Source organism: Curtobacterium sp. Leaf261, from assembly GCF_001422205.1.
Taxonomy (GTDB): domain Bacteria; phylum Actinomycetota; class Actinomycetes; order Actinomycetales; family Microbacteriaceae; genus Curtobacterium.
In genome coordinates, this window is the sequence record NZ_LMMJ01000008.1 from 247533 (window position 1) to 265872 (window position 18340).

At 70.4% G+C, this 18340-nt stretch carries 19 protein-coding genes; 11 read left to right on the plus strand and 8 right to left on the minus strand.

Annotation, left to right across the window (positions count from 1 at the left end):
• Window positions 1–9: 9 nt before the first annotated feature.
• Together ASF23_RS09375 and fbaA are read right to left on the minus strand one after the other, a co-directional pair.
• Entirely contained in the window at window positions 10–1275 is a 1266-nt protein-coding gene (locus ASF23_RS09375) for a M18 family aminopeptidase (RefSeq protein WP_055952208.1), read from the minus strand.
• A gap of 131 nt (window positions 1276–1406) precedes the next feature.
• Window positions 1407–2435: a class II fructose-bisphosphate aldolase gene (fbaA, locus tag ASF23_RS09380; protein ID WP_055952210.1), complete on the minus strand. Its 1029-nt coding sequence runs from the start codon at window positions 2433–2435 to the stop codon at window positions 1407–1409.
• 207 nt (window positions 2436–2642) lie between these two features.
• On the opposite strand from fbaA, the gene glpX reads away from it, so the two are divergent.
• Window positions 2643–3575, plus strand: a complete 933-nt coding sequence (gene glpX / locus ASF23_RS09385) for a class II fructose-bisphosphatase (protein WP_055952214.1) — start codon at window positions 2643–2645, stop codon at window positions 3573–3575.
• A gap of 126 nt (window positions 3576–3701) precedes the next feature.
• Here the strand turns inward: glpX and ASF23_RS09390 are convergent, their stop codons facing one another.
• Complete coding sequence (locus ASF23_RS09390; RefSeq protein ID WP_055952216.1) at window positions 3702–4988, minus strand: DNA recombination protein RmuC; 1287 nt, start codon at window positions 4986–4988, stop codon at window positions 3702–3704.
• 219 nt (window positions 4989–5207) lie between these two features.
• On the opposite strand from ASF23_RS09390, the gene iolC reads away from it, so the two are divergent.
• The 7 genes from iolC to ASF23_RS09425 are packed head-to-tail and all read left to right on the plus strand — an operon-like array spanning window position 5208 to window position 13623.
• Window positions 5208–6134: a 5-dehydro-2-deoxygluconokinase gene (gene iolC / locus ASF23_RS09395; RefSeq protein WP_055953161.1), complete on the plus strand. Its 927-nt coding sequence runs from the start codon at window positions 5208–5210 to the stop codon at window positions 6132–6134.
• The gene (locus ASF23_RS09400) at window positions 6127–7071 is read left to right on the plus strand and encodes a class I fructose-bisphosphate aldolase (RefSeq protein ID WP_055952219.1); all 945 of its coding nucleotides are present in this window, start codon (window positions 6127–6129) and stop codon (window positions 7069–7071) included. The genes iolC and ASF23_RS09400 overlap by 8 nt, the downstream gene beginning before the upstream one ends.
• Entirely contained in the window at window positions 7068–8618 is a 1551-nt protein-coding gene (locus tag ASF23_RS09405) for a CoA-acylating methylmalonate-semialdehyde dehydrogenase (protein WP_055952222.1), read from the plus strand. Before ASF23_RS09400 ends, ASF23_RS09405 begins: the two co-directional genes overlap by 4 nt.
• Window positions 8619–8623: 5 nt before the next feature.
• On the plus strand, window positions 8624–9583 hold the full coding sequence (gene iolB, locus ASF23_RS09410; RefSeq protein ID WP_055953164.1) for a 5-deoxy-glucuronate isomerase: 960 nt from the start codon (window positions 8624–8626) through the stop codon (window positions 9581–9583).
• On the plus strand, window positions 9580–11496 hold the full coding sequence (gene iolD, locus ASF23_RS09415; RefSeq protein WP_055952225.1) for a 3D-(3,5/4)-trihydroxycyclohexane-1,2-dione acylhydrolase (decyclizing): 1917 nt from the start codon (window positions 9580–9582) through the stop codon (window positions 11494–11496). The genes iolB and iolD overlap by 4 nt, the downstream gene beginning before the upstream one ends.
• Window positions 11497–11554: 58 nt before the next feature.
• A complete protein-coding gene (locus tag ASF23_RS09420) occupies window positions 11555–12481 on the plus strand; it encodes a sugar phosphate isomerase/epimerase family protein (protein WP_055952228.1) in 927 nt (308 codons plus the stop codon).
• Window positions 12482–12504: 23 nt separating this feature from the next.
• Window positions 12505–13623 carry a transaldolase family protein gene (locus ASF23_RS09425; protein WP_055952231.1) on the plus strand — a complete coding sequence of 373 codons (1119 nt, stop codon included), beginning with the start codon at window positions 12505–12507 and terminating at the stop codon, window positions 13621–13623.
• 167 nt (window positions 13624–13790) lie between these two features.
• Here ASF23_RS09425 and ASF23_RS09430 read toward each other — a convergent pair whose 3' ends face one another.
• Window positions 13791–14549, minus strand: coding sequence for a GntR family transcriptional regulator (locus tag ASF23_RS09430; RefSeq protein WP_055952234.1), 759 nt, complete (start codon window positions 14547–14549; stop codon window positions 13791–13793).
• 21 nt (window positions 14550–14570) lie between these two features.
• The gene (locus ASF23_RS09435; RefSeq protein WP_055952236.1) at window positions 14571–15194 is read right to left on the minus strand and encodes an exonuclease domain-containing protein; all 624 of its coding nucleotides are present in this window, start codon (window positions 15192–15194) and stop codon (window positions 14571–14573) included.
• Window positions 15195–15296: 102 nt separating this feature from the next.
• Here ASF23_RS09435 and ychF point away from each other — a divergent pair, with 102 nt between their 5' ends.
• The 3 genes from ychF to ASF23_RS09450 are packed head-to-tail and all read left to right on the plus strand — an operon-like array spanning window position 15297 to window position 16985.
• The gene (gene ychF, locus ASF23_RS09440) at window positions 15297–16370 is read left to right on the plus strand and encodes a redox-regulated ATPase YchF (RefSeq protein WP_055952239.1); all 1074 of its coding nucleotides are present in this window, start codon (window positions 15297–15299) and stop codon (window positions 16368–16370) included.
• 22 nt (window positions 16371–16392) lie between these two features.
• Window positions 16393–16626, plus strand: coding sequence for a hypothetical protein (locus ASF23_RS09445; RefSeq protein ID WP_156364421.1), 234 nt, complete (start codon window positions 16393–16395; stop codon window positions 16624–16626).
• Window positions 16623–16985, plus strand: coding sequence for a hypothetical protein (locus ASF23_RS09450; protein ID WP_055952245.1), 363 nt, complete (start codon window positions 16623–16625; stop codon window positions 16983–16985). Before ASF23_RS09445 ends, ASF23_RS09450 begins: the two co-directional genes overlap by 4 nt.
• Before the next feature lie 19 nt (window positions 16986–17004).
• On the opposite strand, the gene ASF23_RS09455 is transcribed toward ASF23_RS09450, so the two are convergent.
• From ASF23_RS09455 to ASF23_RS09465, 3 genes are all read right to left on the minus strand, one after another.
• The gene (locus tag ASF23_RS09455) at window positions 17005–17310 is read right to left on the minus strand and encodes a HepT-like ribonuclease domain-containing protein (protein WP_156364423.1); all 306 of its coding nucleotides are present in this window, start codon (window positions 17308–17310) and stop codon (window positions 17005–17007) included.
• A gap of 77 nt (window positions 17311–17387) precedes the next feature.
• On the minus strand, window positions 17388–17852 hold the full coding sequence (locus ASF23_RS09460) for a nucleotidyltransferase domain-containing protein (protein ID WP_055952251.1): 465 nt from the start codon (window positions 17850–17852) through the stop codon (window positions 17388–17390).
• 58 nt (window positions 17853–17910) lie between these two features.
• On the minus strand, window positions 17911–18129 hold the full coding sequence (locus tag ASF23_RS09465) for a hypothetical protein (RefSeq protein ID WP_156364425.1): 219 nt from the start codon (window positions 18127–18129) through the stop codon (window positions 17911–17913).
• Between the last annotated feature and the right edge of the window lie 211 nt (window positions 18130–18340).

Consider the following 18340-nt stretch of genomic DNA (forward strand, 5'->3'; position numbering starts at 1 on the left):
CCACCGCGCTCAGCCCGCCAGGAACGCCGCCGCCGCACGACCGAGCGCCGCCACGTCGTCGATGTGCACGAGCTCGCGCACCGAGTGCATCGACAGCAGTCCGACACCGATGTCCACCGTCGGGATCCCGAGCCTGGTCGCGGCGATCGGTCCGATCGTCGAGCCGCCGGGGATCGTGTTCGGGTTGACGTACGGCTGGTACGACACTCCGGCCGCGGCGCACACGGAGGCCCACATCACCTCGCCGGCCGCGTCGGTCGCGTAGCGCTGGTTCGCGTTGATCTTGAGGAGCGGACCGCCGCCAGGGCGCGGACGGTTCGTGGGGTCGTGCTTCTCCGGGAAGTTCGGGTGCACGAGGTGTCCGGCGTCGCTCGACAGCAGCCACGATGCCCGGAACGACCGCGCGGCCTCGGACACCGTGGCCCCGAGGCCGTCGTGGATGCGGTGCAGCACGTCCTCGAGGAACGGTCCACCCGCGCCGGACGGTGTCGACGAGCCGACCTCCTCGTGGTCGAACGCCGCGAGCACGGGGATGTGGCCGCCGTCGGTCGGCGCTCCGACGAGAGCCCGGACGGACGCGTGCACGCTCGTCAGGTTGTCCATCCGACCGGCCGCGAGGAACTCGTCCCGCATGCCGATCCGTGCCGGTGCCTGGGTGTCCGCGAGCACGAGGTCCCAGCCGACCACCTCGCCGTCGCGCACGCCGGCGAGCCCGCGCAGCGCACCCAGGACATCGCCGGCACCGTCCGTCCCGACGATCGGGAGCAGGTGCCGCTGCCGGTCGATGACGGCCCCCTCGTTCGCACCCCGGTCCAGGTGGATCGCGAGGTTCGGGATCCGGCAGACCGCACCGGTTTCCACGAGCCCCGACGTGCCGTCCGCCCGGACGACGCGGCCGGCGATCGCCAGGTCGCGGTCGAACCAGGTCGACAGGATCGGACCGCCGTAGACCTCGACGTTGAGCTGGCTCCAGCCGCTCGCGGTGGTCTGCGCGTTCGGCTTGAGGCGGAACGTCGGGGAGTCGGTGTGCGCGCCGACGATGCGGAACGGGGTGATCGCCGTGGCCGCCTCCGGCTGGCGCCAGGCGATCACGGCGCCGTCGCGCACGACGAAGTACGACCCGGCTCCGACCGGCCAGGCATCGAGCTCGGACAGCTCCGTGAAGTCGGCATGCCGGAGCCGGATCGCCACCTGCGCCACCGCGTGGAACGGCGTCGGCGCGCCCTCGATGAACGAGCTGAGGTCGGCGACGTACGCGGCGGTGGTGTCGGTCATCCGACCATCGTGGCACGGCCCCGGAACGAGATCACCCCACTCCTGCCGCATGACACCCCCGGTGGGCAGGGGGGTGATGCGTCAGGAGTGGGGTGATCCGGGCCGAGGGCCCGAGGTGCAGCTCGGGGCGGCTAGCTCTGCGAGTGGCCGGCGCTGCCGAGGACCTTCGTCGCCTCGACCACGCGGGCGGCCATCGCCGTCTCCGCCTTCTTGCCCCAGGCGCGCGGGTCGTACTGCTTCTTGTTGCCGACCTCGCCGTCGAGCTTCAGGACGCCGGCGTAGTTGGTGAACATCGAATCGGCGATGTCGCGCGTGAACGCGTACTGGGTGTCGGTGTCGATGTTCATCTTGATGACGCCGTTCCGCACCGCCTCGTGGATCTCGTCGTCGGTCGACCCGGAGCCGCCGTGGAACACGAGGTCGAGCGGGTTCTCGCCCTTGTCGTACTCCTTCGCGATGCCGGCCTGGATCTCGCCGAGGAGGTCGGGGCGGAGCTTGACGTTGCCGGGCTTGTACACACCGTGCACGTTGCCGAAGGTGAGTGCGGAGATCCAGCGGCCCTGGTCACCGAGCCCGAGTGCCTCGACGGCCTTCTCGACGTCGCCGAGGGTGGTGTAGAGCGCGTCGTTGGTGCCCTCGTGCTCCACGCCGTCCTCCTCGCCGCCGACCACGCCGATCTCGACCTCGAGGATGGCGTTGATGTTGCGGGTCTTCGCGAGCATGGTCTTCGCGATCTCGATGTTCTCGTCGAGGGGGATCGCCGAGCCGTCCCACATGTGCGACTGGAAGATCGGGTCGCGGCCGGCGCGGACCTCGTCCTCCGACGCCTGGATCAGGGGGAGCACGAACCCGTCGAGGGCGTCCTTCGGGCAGTGGTCGGTGTGCAGTGCGACCGTGATCGGGTAGTTCTTGGCGACCTCGTGCGCGAACTTCGCCATGGCGAGCGCACCGGCCGCGCGGTTCTTGACGGTCTGGCCGGCGAAGTAGTCCGCACCGCCCGTGGTGACCTGGATGATGCCGTCGGAACCAGCCTCGGTCAGGCCCTGGAGCACGGCGTTGATCGTCTGCGACGACGAGACGTTGACCGCGGGGTAGGCGAACTTGCCGCTCTTGGCGCGATCGAGCATGTCGGCGTACTGCTCCGGTGTGGCGATGGGCATCTGAGGATCTCCTTCGACGTTCGCGATCGCGGACGTGACCCGGCGGGCCGACGTCGTCGACGCGACCCGGCGGGCCGTCGTCGTCGATCGGTGGTGGTGTCCGGTCCGATCGTAGTCAGCGGCACCCGAGCATGTCGTTACGCTTGGGGCGTGACCCCTACGACGGAAACCGGCGCCCTCTTCCTGCAGCCCGATCGCAACCTCGCGATGGAGCTCGTCCGAGCGACGGAGGCGGCGGCGATCCGGGCGCAGCCGTGGATCGGTCGCGGTGAGAAGAACCTCGCCGACGGCGCCGCGGTCGACGCGATGCGGAAGTTCCTCGGCACGGTGAACTTCGACGGTGTCATCGTGATCGGCGAGGGCGAGAAGGACAACGCCCCGATGCTCTTCAACGGCGAGCACGTCGGCAACGGCCACGGTCCGGCCTGCGACATCGCGGTGGACCCCATCGACGGCACCTCGCTCACCGCCGCCGGCCGGCAGAACGCCATCTCCGTCATGGCGGTCTCGGACCGCGGATCGATGTACGACCCGTCCGCCGTCTTCTACATGAACAAGATCGCCGCGGGCGCCGAGGGTCGCGACGTCCTCGACCTGCACGCGCCGATCGGCGACAACATCCGGGCGCTCGCGAAGGCCAAGCACAAGGACATCGAGGACATGCAGATCGCCGTCCTCGACCGTCCGCGGCACGAGGAGCTCATCCGCGAGATCCGTGCCTCGGGCGCCGGGACCCGGCTGCTGCTCGACGGCGACGTGGCCGGCGGTATCTCGGCGGCGATGCCCGGCTCGAAGATCGACATGTGCGTGGGTGTCGGTGGGACCCCGGAAGGCATCATCACCGCGTGCGCGATCAAGGCGCTCGGCGGGGTGCTGCTCGGCCAGCTGCAGCCGAAGGACGACGACGAGCGGCAGCGGGCGATCGACGCCGGCCACGACCTCGACAAGGTGCTCGACCAGGACGACCTCGTCACCGGCGACAACACCTTCTTCGTCGCGACGGGCGTCACCGACGGCGTGCTCGTCGACGGCGTGCGTCGTTCCCGCGGCGTGATCCACACCGACTCGATCGTGCTGCGCTCGCACTCGGGCACCGTCCGCCGGGTGCAGGCGGACCACCGCGCCGAGAAGTGGTTCTGAGCCGCGTCCAAACGTCCGTGTCCTGAACACCCGGGTCCACGTCGAACACGTGTATCCGGGTGTTCCGCATGGACGGGGGTGTTCTGAACACCCGGCGCGGCCAGCCGACCCGCGGCCGGCCGAACCTCAGCGCTCGTCGTCGAGCGCGCCGACGAGCTCCGGCGCGGTGAGCATCCGCGGCTCGTCCTCGACGCTGGCCGGCTCGGCGATCATCTTCGTTTCGTCGAGCAGGCTCAGCCGCCTGGCACTCGGCAGTACCTGCCGCTCGAGCGACCCGACGAACCGGTTGTAGTCCACGACGCTGCCGCGGATCGAGCGCCCGAGCTTGTCGACGTGCCCGGCCATCGTCGCCAGCCGTCCGTAGAGCTCACGGGAGATCCGGAAGAGGTCCTTCGCCTCCTCGGTCACGACGTCCTGCTGCCAGCTGAACGCCACCGTCTTCAGCACGGACCACAGCGTCACGGGGGAGGCGAGGGCCACGCGCTTCCGGAACGCGTGGTCGAGGAGGCCCGGGTCGGCGGCGAGTGCGCTCGAGACGAGTGACTCCGACGGGATGAACGCGATCGTCAGCTCGGGGGAGCCGTCGTAGGCGCTCCAGTACTGCCGTGCGGCGAGGGCGTCGACGTGTGCGCGGAGCGCCTTGACGTGCTGGTCCACGAGCTGCGCGCGTCGGGCGCCGTCGGCGCCGGTGGCCGACGACGGGATCGTCGACGCCTCGAGGTACGCGGTGAACGGCACCTTGGCGTCCACCGCGATCGTCTTGCCACCCGGCAGGTGCACGATCATGTCGGGACGCGCGGCGCCCACGCTCGTGGTGGCATGGGTCTGCACGTCGAAGTCCACCCGTTCGAGGAGTCCCGCCGCCTCCACCACGTTGCGGAGCTGCGTCTCGCCCCACACGCCGCGGGTGCTGTTCGCGGCGAGGGCGCTCGCGAGGGTCTCGGCGGTGGAGCGGAGTCGTTCCTCGGACTCGGCGGCGCTCCGGAGCTGGGCGGACAGCGCACCGTACTGCTCGCCCCGCGCCCGCTCGAGCTCGGCGACCTTGGCGCGCATGACGTCGAGGCTCTGCGCGACCGGGCTGAGTGCCGTGAGGACCTTCGACTCGCTCTCGGTCCTGGCCGACTCCGCGCCGTGCATCCGCGACACGATGTGCTCGAGCTCGGCGGCTCGTCGTTCGAGCGACTCGACCTGCCGTCGGTACTGGCTGTCCTGCGCCTGCAGGCGCTCCTGGTGGTCCCTCGCGCGGTCGGCGTCGTGCGCGGCAGCGTCGGAGCTGGCCCGCTCGAGCTGGCCCCGCAGCGCCTCGGCGGTCGCACCGGACGCGGCCGAACGCCCCCTGGCGAGCGACCACGCGACGAGGGCACCGACCAGGGCGCCGACGACGAGGCCGACGAACAGCATGAGGATCTCCATGGCGGAAGGCTCCCAGCGACCGCCGACAGCGCCGGGACGCGACCGGCGCGGCGAACTTTGTCATGACATGAGCGCACCCGGGGTGTACGCTCGGCCCTGTTCGCAACGCGGCATCGGCGCCCCCACCCGACGACGGTCCGTCCCTCCTCGCACAGAAGGTCCGACTCCGTGGCACTGCCGATCGAGACCACCGACCCGCCCGGGTACGACGTCGTCACGATGGGCCGGGTCGGCGTGGACATCTACCCGCAGCAGGCCGGCCTCGGGCTCGAGGACGTCGAGACCTTCTCCAAGTCCGTCGGTGGGAGCGCCACGAACGTCGCGATCGCCGCTGCCAGGCACGACCACCGAACGGCCGTCGTCACCCGCACCGGTGACGATCCGTTCGGCCGGTACATCGCCCGCGAGCTCCCGAGGCTCGGCGTCTCCGCGGAGTTCCTGGACACCGTGCCCGGGCTGAGCACCCCGGTGACGTTCTGCGAGATCTTCCCGCCGGACGACTTCCCCCTGTACTTCTACCGGCAGCCCAAGGCGCCCGACCTCATGATCACCGCGAAGTCCGTGACGCTCCACGCGGTCGAGCGTGCACGCATCTTCTGGACCACCGTGACCGGGCTCAGCGAGGAGCCGAGCCGGCAGGCGCACCACGTGGCGTACCGGGCCCGCGGCCGTGCCGAGCACACCGTGCTCGACCTCGACTACCGACCGATGTTCTGGTCCTCCCCGGAGTCGGCGACGCGCGAGGTCGCCGTGGCGCTCGAACACGCGACCGTCGCGGTCGGCAACCGCGAGGAGTGCCGGATCGCCGTCGGTGAGACGGACCCGGTCCGCGCCGCGGACGCACTGCTCGAGCGCGGGGTCGGACTCGCGATCGTCAAGCAGGGGCCGAAGGGCGTCCTCGCGAAGACCCGCGACGAGTTCATCGAGGTCCGACCGCACGCGGTGGACGTCGTGAACGGTCTCGGCTCCGGCGACGGCTTCGGCGGCGCGCTCTGCCACGGCCTCCTCGCGGGCTGGAGCCTCGCGCGGACCCTCGCCTTCGCGAACGCGGCCGGCGCGATCGTCGCCACGCGCTTCGAGTGCTCGACCGCCATGCCGACGAGCGCCGACGTCGACGCGTTCCTCGGGAGTGCCGCCCATGTCTGAGCTGGTCACCACCGACCGCGCCGCGGACCTCGGCGACGCGTTCGGCCGCATCCGCGAGGTCCGGGCGACCGCCCCGGGGACGATCCGCGAGACGCTGCTGTCCCGTCGTCGTCGTCCGCTCCTCCGCGGCGACGACCGGCTGTTCATCGTCGCCGCCGACCACCCGGCCCGCGGCGCGCTCGCCGTCGGCGACGACGAGTCCGCGATGGCCGACCGGTACGACCTGCTGGCCCGGCTCGTCACGGCGCTCGGGCGTCCGGGCGTCGACGGGGTCCTCGGCACGCCGGACATCATCGAGGACCTGGCCCTGCTCGGCGTCCTCGACGACAGGGTGGTCGTCGGCTCGATGAACCGCGGTGGGCTCCGCGGCGCCCGCTTCGAGATGGACGACCGGTACACGGCCTACTCGGCACAGTCCATCAGGGACGCCGGACTCGACTTCGCCAAGCTCCTGCTCCGGGTCGCCCTCGACGACGCCGGTACCGCACCGACCCTGGCGGCCACCGCGCAGGCCGTGTCCGACGCGGCGCGCCTCGAGCTGCCGATCATGCTCGAGCCGTTCATGAGCACCTGGCAGGACGGCCGGGTCGGCAACGACCTGCGCGCGGAGGCCGTCATCCGCTCGACCGCGATCGCCGCGGGGCTCGGGGAGTCGAGCGCGTACTCGTGGCTGAAGCTCCCCGTCGTCGACGAGATGGAGCGGGTGATGGCGGCCACGACGCTGCCGACCCTGCTGCTCGGCGGCGACCCCTCCGCGAACCCCGACGAGACCTACGACCGGTGGGCGGACGCACTCGCGCTGCCCGGCGTCCGGGGGCTCGTCGTCGGACGGACCCTCCTCTACCCGCCGGACGGGGACGTCGCCGCTGCCGTCGACGTCGCCGCGGGCCTCGTGCACACCTCCACCACCGTCGCTCCAGCAAAGGACCACGCATGACGACCAGCACCGCACCCGCCACGACGAACACCGCGACGCTCCCCGTCGTCGGCCACTGGATCGACGGCGCTCTCGTCCCGTCGACCTCCGGCCGCACGCAGCCCGTGTACGACCCGGCGCTCGGCGTGGCGACGAAGGAGGTCGCCCTCGCGAGCCAGGAGGAGATCGACACGGCGATCGCCTCCGCCAAGGCCGCGTTCCCCGCCTGGCGCGACCTCTCGATGGCCAAGAAGCAGCAGATCATGTTCGCGTTCCGCGAGATCCTGAACCGCGACAAGGCGGAGCTCGCCGAGATCATCACGAGCGAGCACGGCAAGGTCATCTCCGACGCGCTCGGGGAGATCGCCCGCGGGCAGGAGGTCGTGGAGCTCGCGACGAGCATGCCGAGCCTGGTGAAGGGCGAGTTCTCCGAGAACGTGTCCACCGGCGTCGACGTGTTCTCGATCCGCCAGCCGCTCGGTGTCGTCGGTGTCATCAGCCCGTTCAACTTCCCGGTCATGGTGCCGCTGTGGTTCCTGCCGATCGCGATCGCCGCCGGCAACACGGTGGTGCTGAAGCCGAGCGAGAAGGACCCGTCGGCCGCGCTCTGGATCGCTGCGAAGCTCGGGGAGGCCGGCCTGCCGGACGGTGTCCTGACGGTCCTGAACGGTGACAAGACCGCCGTCGACGGACTGCTCACGAGCCCGGACGTCGAGTCCATCTCGTTCGTCGGATCGACCCCGATCGCGCAGTACGTCTACGAGACCGGGACGAAGCACGGCAAGCGCGTGCAGGCGCTCGGTGGCGCGAAGAACCACATGCTGGTGCTCCCGGACGCCGACCTCGACCTGGTCGCCGACAGCGCCGTCAACGCGGGCTTCGGCTCCGCGGGCGAGCGCTGCATGGCCATTTCGGTCGTCGTCGCGGTCGAGCCCGTGGCGGACGACCTCATCGCGAAGATCGTCGAGCGGGCCGGCATGCTCCGGATCGGCGACGGCCGTCGTGGCTGCGACATGGGCCCGCTCGTCACCGAGCAGCACCGCGACAAGGTCGCCTCGTACATCGAGGTCGCGGAGCAGGACGGTGCCGAGGTCGTCGTCGACGGCCGTACGGTCCAGCCGGACGGCGACGAGAACGGGTTCTGGCTCGGCCCGACGCTGATCGACCGTGTCCCGACCAGCAGCCGCGTGTACACCGAGGAGATCTTCGGTCCGGTGCTCAGCGTCGTCCGGGTGGCGACCTACGAGGAGGGCGTCGAGCTCATCAACTCGGGCGCATTCGGCAACGGGACCGCGATCTTCACGAACGACGGCGGGGCCGCACGTCGGTTCCAGAAGGACGTGCAGGTCGGCATGATCGGCATCAACGTGCCCATCCCGGTCCCCGTTGCCTACTATTCGTTCGGCGGGTGGAAGAAATCGCTCTTCGGCGACAGCAAGGCGTACGGCCAGGACGGCGTGGACTTCTTCACCCGTCAGAAGGCCGTCACGTCCCGGTGGACCGACCCCGCCGACCGGAGCGGCTCGACGCACGGCGGCGTCGACCTCGGCTTCCCGTCGAACGCCTGATCGCGATGACCGAGCAGAACGCCAGCGCCTGGTTCGTCCCGAGCGGGTCCCGTCCGGAGGACGGCTGGACCGACGTCGTCGACGGCCGCGTCGCCGGATGGGCCCACACCGGCATCCGCCTCGGCAGCCTGGTGGGCGGCGGACCCGACCTCGAGGCGGACGGGCAGCCGACGGACCCGGCCGAGCTGCGCCTCCCGTCCGATGCCGTGGAGCGCATCGTCGTGCCGCTGAGCGGCACCTTCACCGTCGCGTACGACGGCGCGTCCGGTTCCGGGACGATCATCCTGGAGGGCCGTGGCAGCGTCTTCGACGGACCGACCGACGTCCTCTACCTGGGTGCGCACACCGGGGCGAGCGTCATCGGGACGGGCCGCTTCGCGGTGGCCGAGGCACCGACCGACGAGGTCAGGCCGGCGGCGTACATCCCGGCCGGTGACGTCCCTGTCGAACTCCGCGGTGCCGGCCAGTCGAGTCGGCAGGTCCACAACTTCGGCACCCCGGCGGCACTCGACGCGGTCAAGCTCATCGTGTGCGAGGTCATCACGCCCGCGGGCAACTGGTCCTCGTACCCGCCGCACAAGCACGACACGCTCGTGCCCGGGTCGGAGTCGGACCTCGAGGAGATCTACTACTACGAGGCCGCGGTCACCCGTGGTGCGATCGGCGAGGTCCCCGAGACCGCCGACCCGTTCGCGCTGCACCGCACCTCCGCCTCCGACGACCGCCCGATCGACGAGTTCCGGCAGGTGCGGACCGGCGACGTCGTCCTCGTGCCGTACGGCTGGCACGGCCCCGCGGTCGCAGCACCCGGGTACGACATGTACTACCTCAACGTGATGGCCGGTCCGGACCCCGAGCGCGTCTGGAACATCACGGACCACCCGGCGCACGGCTGGGTCAGGAGCCAGTGGGAGGCGGAGATGATCGACCCACGCCTGCCCTACCAGAAGGAGTCACCCCGATGAGCACCACCCGTCGCATGACCGTCGGCCAGGCCCTGATCGAGTTCCTCGCCAACCAGTGGACGGTCGACGGCGACGTCCGCGAGCGCATCGTCCCGGGGGTCTTCGGCATCTTCGGGCACGGCAACGTCGCGGGTGTCGGGCAGGCGATCAAGCAGCTGCACGTCGACCACCCGGGGCTGCTGCCGTACCACCAGGCCCGCAACGAGCAGGCGATGGTGCACGAGTCCGTCGGGTTCGCCCGGATGCGCCGTCGTCGGGCCACGTTCGCCTGCACCGCGTCGGTCGGCCCGGGAGCTGCGAACATGCTGACCGGTGCCGCGCTCGCGACGACGAACCGGATGCCGGTGCTGCTCCTGCCGAGCGACACCTTCGCGACCCGCGTGTCCGACCCGGTGCTGCAGCAGGTCGAGCAGCCGCACGACACGTCGGTGCAGGTCACCGACGCGTTCCGGCCGCTCTCGCGGTTCTTCGACCGCGTGGACCGTCCCGAGCAGCTGTTCTCGATCGCGCTCGCCGCACTCCGCGTGCTCACCGACCCGGCCGAGACGGGTGCGGTGACGATCGCGCTGCCGGAGGACGTGCAGGCCGAGGAGCTCGACGTCCCCGTCGAGTTCCTGCAGCCCCGCGAATGGCACGTCCGTCGCCCGCTGCCGGAGACGGGGCCGCTCGAGCGGGCCGTCGCCGCGATCCGCGCCGCCCGGAACCCGGTCGTCGTCGCCGGCGGTGGCGTGCTCTACTCCGGCGCCGAGGCCGCGCTCGCCGCGTTCGCGGAGGCCACCGGGATCCCGGTCGGCACCTCGCAGGCCGGCGGCGGATCGCTCGTCTGGGACCACCCGCAGAACCTCGGCGGCGTCGGCGCGACCGGCACCGCGGCCGCGAACGCGATCGCGGCGGACGCCGACGTCGTCATCGGCATCGGCACGCGGTACAGCGACTTCACCACCGCGTCGCGCACCGCCTTCCAGAACGAGGACGTCACCTTCGTGAACGTCAACGTCGCGTCCTTCGATGCCTACAAGCACGGCAGCCAGCTGCCGCTGATCGCGGACGCACGGGAGGCACTGGTCGCCATGACCGCCGCGCTCGCGCCCGCCTCCGGTGACGGTGCGTACCGCGTGTCGTCGTCGTACGCCGACCGGATCAGCACCCTGAAGGCCGACTGGGACGCGGTGGTCGACGCCGCGTTCCGGCCGTCCGGGAAGGCACTGCCCGGGCAGTCCGAGATCATCGGCGCGGTCCAGTCCTCGACCGACCCGCGCGACGTCGTCGTCCAGGCGGCCGGTTCGCTCCCGGGCGACCTGCACAAGCTCTGGCGCGTCCGTGACGCCCTCGGGTACCACGTCGAGTACGCCTTCTCGTGCATGGGCTACGAGATCGCCGGAGGACTCGGTGTCCGCCGTGCCGCCCCCGATCGCGACGTCGTCGTCATGGTCGGCGACGGCTCGTACCTGATGCTGCACACCGAGCTCGTCACGGCGGTCGCCGAGGGGATCAAGATCATCGTGGTGCTCATCCAGAACCACGGCTACGCGTCGATCGGCCACCTGTCCGAGACCGTCGGGTCCGAGCGGTTCGGCACGAGGTACCGCTCGCTCGACGACACCGGGTCGTTCGAGAACGGTGAGCCGCTGCCGGTCGACCTCGCCGCGAACGCCCGCTCGTACGGCGTCGACGTGATCGAGGTCGAGCCGGGCCCGTCGTCGATCGAGGACCTCCGGGCCGCGGTGCGTCAGGCGAAGCAGAACGACCACACGACCCTCATCCACGTCGACGCCGACCCGCTCGACTACGCCCCGGACGGCAACGGCTGGTGGGACGTCCCGGTCGCCGAGACCTCGACGCTCGCCTCGACGCAGGCGGCCCGTGCGGCGTACGTCGATGAGCGGGCGGCGCAGCGACCGCTCCTCGGCTGACCCCGTCCACGAGCCAGACCAACCTCCCCCCACCACGCAGGAAGCAGACACCGCCGTCATGACCGACACCGCACCCGCCCCGGCCTCCATCCGCATCGGCACCGCCCCGGACTCGTGGGGCGTCTGGTTCCCGGACGACCCGCAGCAGGTCCCGTGGCAGCGGTTCCTCGACGAGGCGGCCGCCGCCGGGTACGAGTGGATCGAGCTCGGCCCGTACGGGTACCTGCCGACGGACCCGTCCGAGCTGTCCGACGAGCTCGCGTCGCGCGGACTCAGGCTCTCCGCGGGCACCGTCTTCACCGGGTTCCACAAGGGCGAGGACCAGTTCCAGCGCGCATGGGACCAGGCGGTCGCGGTCGCGGGACTCGCGTCGAAGCTCGGCGCCGAGCACCTCGTGACGATCCCGGACCTCTGGCGCTCCGACGCCACCGAGGAGGTGCTCGAGTCCCGGACCCTGACCGACGAGCAGTGGGACCGGCTCGGCCGCGGGCACGACCAGCTCGGCAAGGCCCTGCTCGAGGAGTACGGCGTCCACCAGCAGTTCCACACCCATGCCGACAGCCACGTCGGCACCTACGGCGAGACCGTCCGGTTCCTCGAGGTGACGAACCCCGAGTACACGAACCTCTGCCTCGACACCGGGCACTTCGCGTACTACGGGGGTGACAACCTGCGGATGATCGAGGAGCACCCGGACCGGATCGGGTACCTGCACCTCAAGCAGGTCGACCACGACGTCCTCTTCCAGGCGCTCAAGAACGACACCCCGTTCGCCACCGCCGTCGCGCGGGGCGTGATGACCGAGCCACCCCTCGGCGAGCCCGCGCTGGCACCGATCATCGAGGCCGTCGCGGCGATCAACCCGGACGTCTTCGGCATCGTCGAGCAGGACATGTACGGCTGCTCGGTCGATGCGCCGGGGCCGATCGCCACACGCACCTTCCAGCACATCTTCGGCGAGACCACCGCCGCCCGCGTCCACTGAGCCCCGAACCAGGAGCACCACGCATGCCGACCACCGACCCCGCCGCGGGCACCGCCCCCGGCACGGACACCCGTCCGACCACCCTCCGCGCCGCCGAGGACACCGCCACCGCCCTGTGGAACGACTCCGCGGACCCCACCGAGCTCCGGACCGCCATCACCGAGTACGGCGCCGTCGGGGCGACCTGCAACCCGGTCATCGCGCTCACCTGCATCCGGCAGGACCCGGACACCTGGGTGCCGCGCATCCGCGAGCTCGCCGACGAGTTCCCGACGCTCGGCGAGTCCGCCATCGGCTGGAAGGCGGTCGAGGAGCTGTCGATCACCGCGGCCAGGCTCCTCGAGCCCGCGTTCCGAGCATCCGGCGGGCGCAACGGCCGGCTCTCCATGCAGACCGACCCGCGCCACCACCGCGACAAGGACGCGCTCGTCGAGCAGGCCGTGCGCTTCGCGGGACTCGCGGAGAACATCATCGTGAAGATCCCGGCGACCGCACTCGGCATCGAGGCGATCGAGGAGGCCGTGTACCGCGGTGTGTCCATCAACGCCACCGTGTCGTTCACGGTACCCCAGGCGCTCGCCGTCGCGCAGGCCATCGAGCGGGGCCTCGACCGACGCACCGCCGACGGCATGCCGGAGCACGAGTTCGGCCACGTCGTGACGATCATGGGCGGGCGCCTCGACGACTGGCTGAAGACGGTCGTCAAGCGGGACCGCGTGATGGTCGACCCGGGGATCCTCGAGTGGGCCGGGGTCGCCGCGCTCAAGAAGGCGCACCACCTGTTCGTCGAGCGCGGCTACCGGTCCCGGATCCTGTCCGCCGCCTTCCGGAACCACATGCAGTGGTCCGAGCTCGTCGGTGGGGACCTCGTCGTCTCGCCGCCGTTCCAGTGGACCAAGGACATCAACGACAACGGGATCGTGGCGGACCCGCACGCCATCGACCGTCCTGTCGATCCGGTGGTCATCGAACAGCTCCGCGCCGCGACGCCCGAGTTCGCCCGCGCCTACGACGAGGACGGCATGACCCCGGACGAGTTCGATCACTTCGGCGCGACGGTCACGACACTCCGCCAGTTCCTCGACGCGGACGCGCAGCTCGACGCGCTCGTCCGGGACATCCTGGTCCCGCCGATGGTCTGACCCGGGCGCGGCACGGCGTGCCGTTCCGGACGGGAGGCACGGGGCGGCCTGGCACCGTCCCTCCAGCCCGCGGACGGCTCCGCACTGCCGGACGGGAGGCACGGGGCGGCCTGGCACCGTCCCTCCAGTCCGAGTCCGGTCGCGTCCGGTCGGGTTCCCGTGTCCGGTTACTTGTCGACCAGTGTGATCTCGAACGAGTAGCGGTCCGGGCGGTAGCAGTGGAAGCCGACCTCGACGGCTCGGCCGGAGGCGTCGTACGCCGTCCGGCGCATCGTCAGCACGGGTCCGTGGTCGTCGATCTCGAGCAGCCGTGACTCCTCGTGCGTGGCCGACCGTGCGCCGATCTGCTGTTTCGCGACCCGCATCGTCACCCCGCGGGCGCGGAGGAGCTGGTAGAGGCCGAACTGCGCGAGGTCGTCTGCGGTGACGTCCGCGAACCCCGGGGGCAGGTAGTTCTCGAGGACGGCCATCGGGACGTCCTCGGCGAACCGGACGCGTCTGATGTGCGTGACGGTCGTGCCAACGACGACACCGAGCGCCGTCGCGACCCGCTCGTCAGCGGGGACGTCCTCACGAGCGAGCAGGGTGGTCGCGGGCTTCTGGTCTCCCCGTGCGAGGTCGTCCCACAGGCTCGTGAGCTCAACCTTGCGCGTCACCGGACCGTGCACGACCTGCGTGCCGATCCCGCGACGACGGACCAGAAGACCTTTGTCGACGAGGTCCTGGATCGCGCGGCGGATCGTCGGACGCGACAGGCCGAGCCGCTCACCGAGGGCCACCTCGTTCTCGAGGCGGGAGCCGGGCGGGATCTCACCCGAGCGGATCGCGTCCTCGATGCGGGTCGCCACCTGCTGGTACAGGGGCATCGGGCCCGAGCGGTCGAGGTCCACGAACAGGTCGGTCGGCAGGCGGCCGTCGTTGGTCATCGCGGAGGTCCTCGCCGTGCGTCAGTCCGCGAAGACCATGGAGCGATGGTCCTGGGGGCGCGGCTGCGCTGGTGCCCGGTGCTGCGCCGTCGCGAACCGCACCTCCACGCTCGCCGCGAGCTCGTCGAGCGTGGTCGCGCCGTGCCGCCCCGCAGCGTGGATCATGATCGCCGCACAGGCCTCGGCGTCCGCCATGGCGTCGTGGTGCCGGAAGTCCTCGAACCCCGCTGCCATGGCGGCGACCGGCAGGCGGTAGGAGTCGAGCGTGTAGGTCTTCCGGGCGACCTGCAGGCTGCACATCGAGCGGTGCGGGTGGAGCGCGATGCCCGTCGCTGCGCATCCACCGGCGATGACACCCATGTCGAACCGGGCGTTGTGCGCGGTGAGGACGTCGCCGTCCGCGAAGGCGACGATGTCGGCGTACTGCTCCGCCCAGCCGAGGGCGTCGAGCACGTCGGTCTCGACGATGCCGTGGATGCGGGTGTTCCACTCCAGGAAGGCGTCGTGCCCCTGCGGCGGACGGATGTACCACCACGTCCGGTCGACGATCCTGCCGTCGCGCACCTTGACGAGCCCGACCGAGCACGCGGACGCACTCGACCCGTTCGCCGTCTCGAAGTCGATCGCGGTGAAGTCCAGGGCCACGACGCCATGCTCGCACGGGCGGCGGACATCGTCCGGGCGTGCTCGCGGCGTTGCGGCGGACCCGGCTCCGTGTGCAGGCGCGCGCCGTTAGGCTTGTGGACCGTGGCTCTCACTATCGCGATCGTCGGACTGCCCAACGTCGGCAAGTCCACCCTGTTCAACGCGCTCACCAAGAACCAGGTGCTGGCGGCGAACTACCCGTTCGCGACCATCGAGCCGAACGTCGGCGTCGTGAACCTGCCCGACCCGCGTCTCCAGGTGCTCGCGGACATCTTCCACTCCGAGAAGATCCTGCCAGCGCCGGTCTCGTTCGTCGACATCGCGGGCATCGTCAAGGGCGCGAGCGAGGGCGAGGGGCTCGGCAACAAGTTCCTCGCGAACATCCGCGAGGCCGATGCCATCGCCCAGGTCGTCCGCGGGTTCGACGACGACGACGTCGTGCACGTCGCCGGCAAGGTCTCGCCCCGCGACGACCTCGAGGTCATCAACACCGAGCTGATCCTCGCCGACATGGAGACCGTCGACAAGGCGCTCCCGCGCTACGAGAAGATGCTGAAGCTCAAGCAGGCGGAGCCCGTCGTCCTCGACACCGCGCGCGAGGTCCGCGCGGTCCTCGAGCAGGGCACCCTGCTCTCCGCGACGTCGATCGACCTGACGCCGATCGCCGAGCTCGGGCTGCTCTCCGCCAAGCCGTTCATCTTCGTGTTCAACGTCGACGAGGCGATCCTCACCGACGAGGCGCGCAAGGCCTCGCTCGCCGAGCTCGTCGCGCCCGCACAGGCCGTGTTCCTCGACGCCAAGATCGAGTCCGAGCTCATCGACCTGTCGCCGGAGGAGGCCCAGGAGCTCCTCGAGGCCACCGGGCAGCCGGAGTCCGGGCTCGACCAGCTCGCACGCATCGGCTTCGACACCCTCGGGCTGCAGACGTACCTCACCGCCGGGCCCAAGGAGACGCGGGCGTGGACGATCGGCAAGGGCTGGAAGGCTCCCCAGGCTGCCGGTGTCATCCACACCGACTTCGAGAAGGGCTTCATCAAGGCCGAGGTGATCTCGTTCGAGGACCTCGTGGAGACCGGCTCGATCGCCGAGGCCCGTGCCCACGGCAAGGCCCGCATCGAGGGCAAGGACTACTCGATGCAGGACGGCGACGTCGTCGAGTTCCGCTTCAACAACTGATGATCGGTCGCCGCTGATGCCGATGCAGGGACAACCCCGCTACCGCACGATCTGGTCGCGCGTGCAGGTCGGTGTCCTCGCCGTGACGGTGCTCGCGTGCATCGTGTTGCTCATCACCGGTGCCGCAGGCAGGCAGCTCGACCCCGTGTTCGCCGTCGCCGCGGTCTTCTTCGGCATCGCGCTCATCGGGCATGCGACCTTCCTGTGGCTCACTGCGCGGGCCGAACGCGATGCCGGGTCAGGGGGGCGCTCGTGAGTCAGCAGTTCGCGTTCTGGAGCACGCCTGCCACACACGATCCAGCGACGGTCTACGCGCAGCTCGGTGAGGTCCCGCACATCCACGGGCTCGACACCCTCGACCTCGGCCGGATCGACACGGCGCTCGTCGGGGCGTTCCCTGCGTGGCGGGTCGAGTCGCGGCGAAGTGCCGAGGTCGGGCAGACCATGCTCGGAGGGCCTGACGGTCAGGTCGGGATCGATGTCGAGTACGGACCGCAGTACGTCATCGTCACCTGCCACGGGGGCGGGATGACGGAGTGGAACACGATCATCGACACGATGCAGGGGCTCGGCCTGCCGTTGTACGACCCGCAGATCAACGAGCGGTTCGCCTGACACGTCAGCCGATCAGACGTCAGCCGAGGAGCGTGTCGATCACCGAGGGTATCCGGTCGGCGACGACGTCCCAGACGATCGACCGCTTGGCGGACCGGTAGTCGTGCGACAAGATGTTCCGCGTGCGGCGCACTGCGGCCGGGCTGAGGTCGTCGGGAAGTCGAACGGCCTCCTCTGCGGGGAGCCGCCCGAGCAGATCGTCGAAGTGGATGATCACGGCTTCCGCCGCACGGTAGGTCAGGCTGTGCTCGCGATCGAATTCTGTTCGGCCGGCGTGCACGATCGCGAGGCACTCCGTCCGGAGCCCGTCGAGCGCGGCACGCACGGCGGGCCAACGGTCTGGCGGCGCCTCGGCCGGAGAGTCGTTGCGAGGGACCAGTCGGAACTGGTCACGACCGTCGGTCACAGGTCGACGGCTTCTGCGTCGATGTGCGCGAAGAACGGATCCTGGAGGTGGTCATCGGTGATGACGTCGACCGGGAACCCCGTGATCTCCTCGACGGCTGCAGCGAATGCACCGATGTCGAACAGGCTCGCTTCAGCGTCGAGCGTGACGAGCAGGTCGATGTCACTCTCCTCGGTGTCCTGGCCGCGAACGGTCGACCCGAACACACGGACATGCGACAGGCGGAAGCGCAGAGCGACCTCGCGGATCTCCGCGGCGTAGACGGACAGGGGAACGCTCGGTCTGGCACGCGCGGCAGCGAGCACCCGCTGGAGTGTCTCTTGCCTCGGACGTTTCGCGCCACTCTCGTAGGCGGAGATGGTCGGCTGCTGCATCTTCGCGATCCGCGCGAGTTCCGACTGGGTCATCCCGATGTCCTCTCGGGCGATCCGGATCAGTTCGTCTGCCCGCTCGATCCGCATCGTCCGCTCCCATCGGTATAGATGTCGACTATACCGAAGGATGGTCGGCTTCAGCGGGTCAAGCAGCGCTCCCGCACCAGCGACCCCACGCCTCGACCTGTGCCATCGCGGCGTCGAGCGAGAGGTGGTTGCCGGTGAGTGCACCGTTGGTCGACGTGACGTCGAACTGTGCGCCCTGGTTGATGATGCCGACGAGGTCGTGGCCCATCTCGGCTCGCCACCGCGTGCTGCTCTGCTTCGTCCAGTGGAACTGGTCGTCACGAGGTTGGGTGGTCATGGAGCGCATCCGATGATGGAGGAGAGAGTGATCCCGCGGCCGACCATCTGGTTACGAGGTCGCTGTGACCGCAACGGTAGGCGCTTCCGATGTGAACCGTTCAGGTGCCCGCATGATCGGGGCTCATCTCGATCAGGTTCTGGCATGCAAGACCTGACGTGATGGCCCCGAGAATGCAGGAATCGCCGCCACCCGATGCGGGCGGCGACGA

What these genes read in the sequence shown, in the direction of transcription:
- ASF23_RS09375 (WP_055952208.1), bottom strand. Translation starts at nt 1,275, where the DNA reads ATGACCGACACCACCGCCGCGTACGTCGCCGACCTCAGCTCGTTCATC.
- fbaA (WP_055952210.1), bottom strand. Translation starts at nt 2,435, where the DNA reads ATGCCCATCGCCACACCGGAGCAGTACGCCGACATGCTCGATCGCGCC.
- glpX (WP_055952214.1), top strand. Translation starts at nt 2,643, where the DNA reads ATGGAGCTCGTCCGAGCGACGGAGGCGGCGGCGATCCGGGCGCAGCCG.
- ASF23_RS09390 (WP_055952216.1), bottom strand. Translation starts at nt 4,988, where the DNA reads ATGGAGATCCTCATGCTGTTCGTCGGCCTCGTCGTCGGCGCCCTGGTC.
- iolC (WP_055953161.1), top strand. Translation starts at nt 5,208, where the DNA reads ATGGGCCGGGTCGGCGTGGACATCTACCCGCAGCAGGCCGGCCTCGGG.
- ASF23_RS09400 (WP_055952219.1), top strand. Translation starts at nt 6,127, where the DNA reads ATGTCTGAGCTGGTCACCACCGACCGCGCCGCGGACCTCGGCGACGCG.
- ASF23_RS09405 (WP_055952222.1), top strand. Translation starts at nt 7,068, where the DNA reads ATGACGACCAGCACCGCACCCGCCACGACGAACACCGCGACGCTCCCC.
- iolB (WP_055953164.1), top strand. Translation starts at nt 8,624, where the DNA reads ATGACCGAGCAGAACGCCAGCGCCTGGTTCGTCCCGAGCGGGTCCCGT.
- iolD (WP_055952225.1), top strand. Translation starts at nt 9,580, where the DNA reads ATGAGCACCACCCGTCGCATGACCGTCGGCCAGGCCCTGATCGAGTTC.
- ASF23_RS09420 (WP_055952228.1), top strand. Translation starts at nt 11,555, where the DNA reads ATGACCGACACCGCACCCGCCCCGGCCTCCATCCGCATCGGCACCGCC.
- ASF23_RS09425 (WP_055952231.1), top strand. Translation starts at nt 12,505, where the DNA reads ATGCCGACCACCGACCCCGCCGCGGGCACCGCCCCCGGCACGGACACC.
- ASF23_RS09430 (WP_055952234.1), bottom strand. Translation starts at nt 14,549, where the DNA reads ATGACCAACGACGGCCGCCTGCCGACCGACCTGTTCGTGGACCTCGAC.
- ASF23_RS09445 (WP_156364421.1), top strand. Translation starts at nt 16,393, where the DNA reads ATGCAGGGACAACCCCGCTACCGCACGATCTGGTCGCGCGTGCAGGTC.
- ASF23_RS09460 (WP_055952251.1), bottom strand. Translation starts at nt 17,852, where the DNA reads ATGCGGATCGAGCGGGCAGACGAACTGATCCGGATCGCCCGAGAGGAC.
- ASF23_RS09465 (WP_156364425.1), bottom strand. Translation starts at nt 18,129, where the DNA reads ATGACCACCCAACCTCGTGACGACCAGTTCCACTGGACGAAGCAGAGC.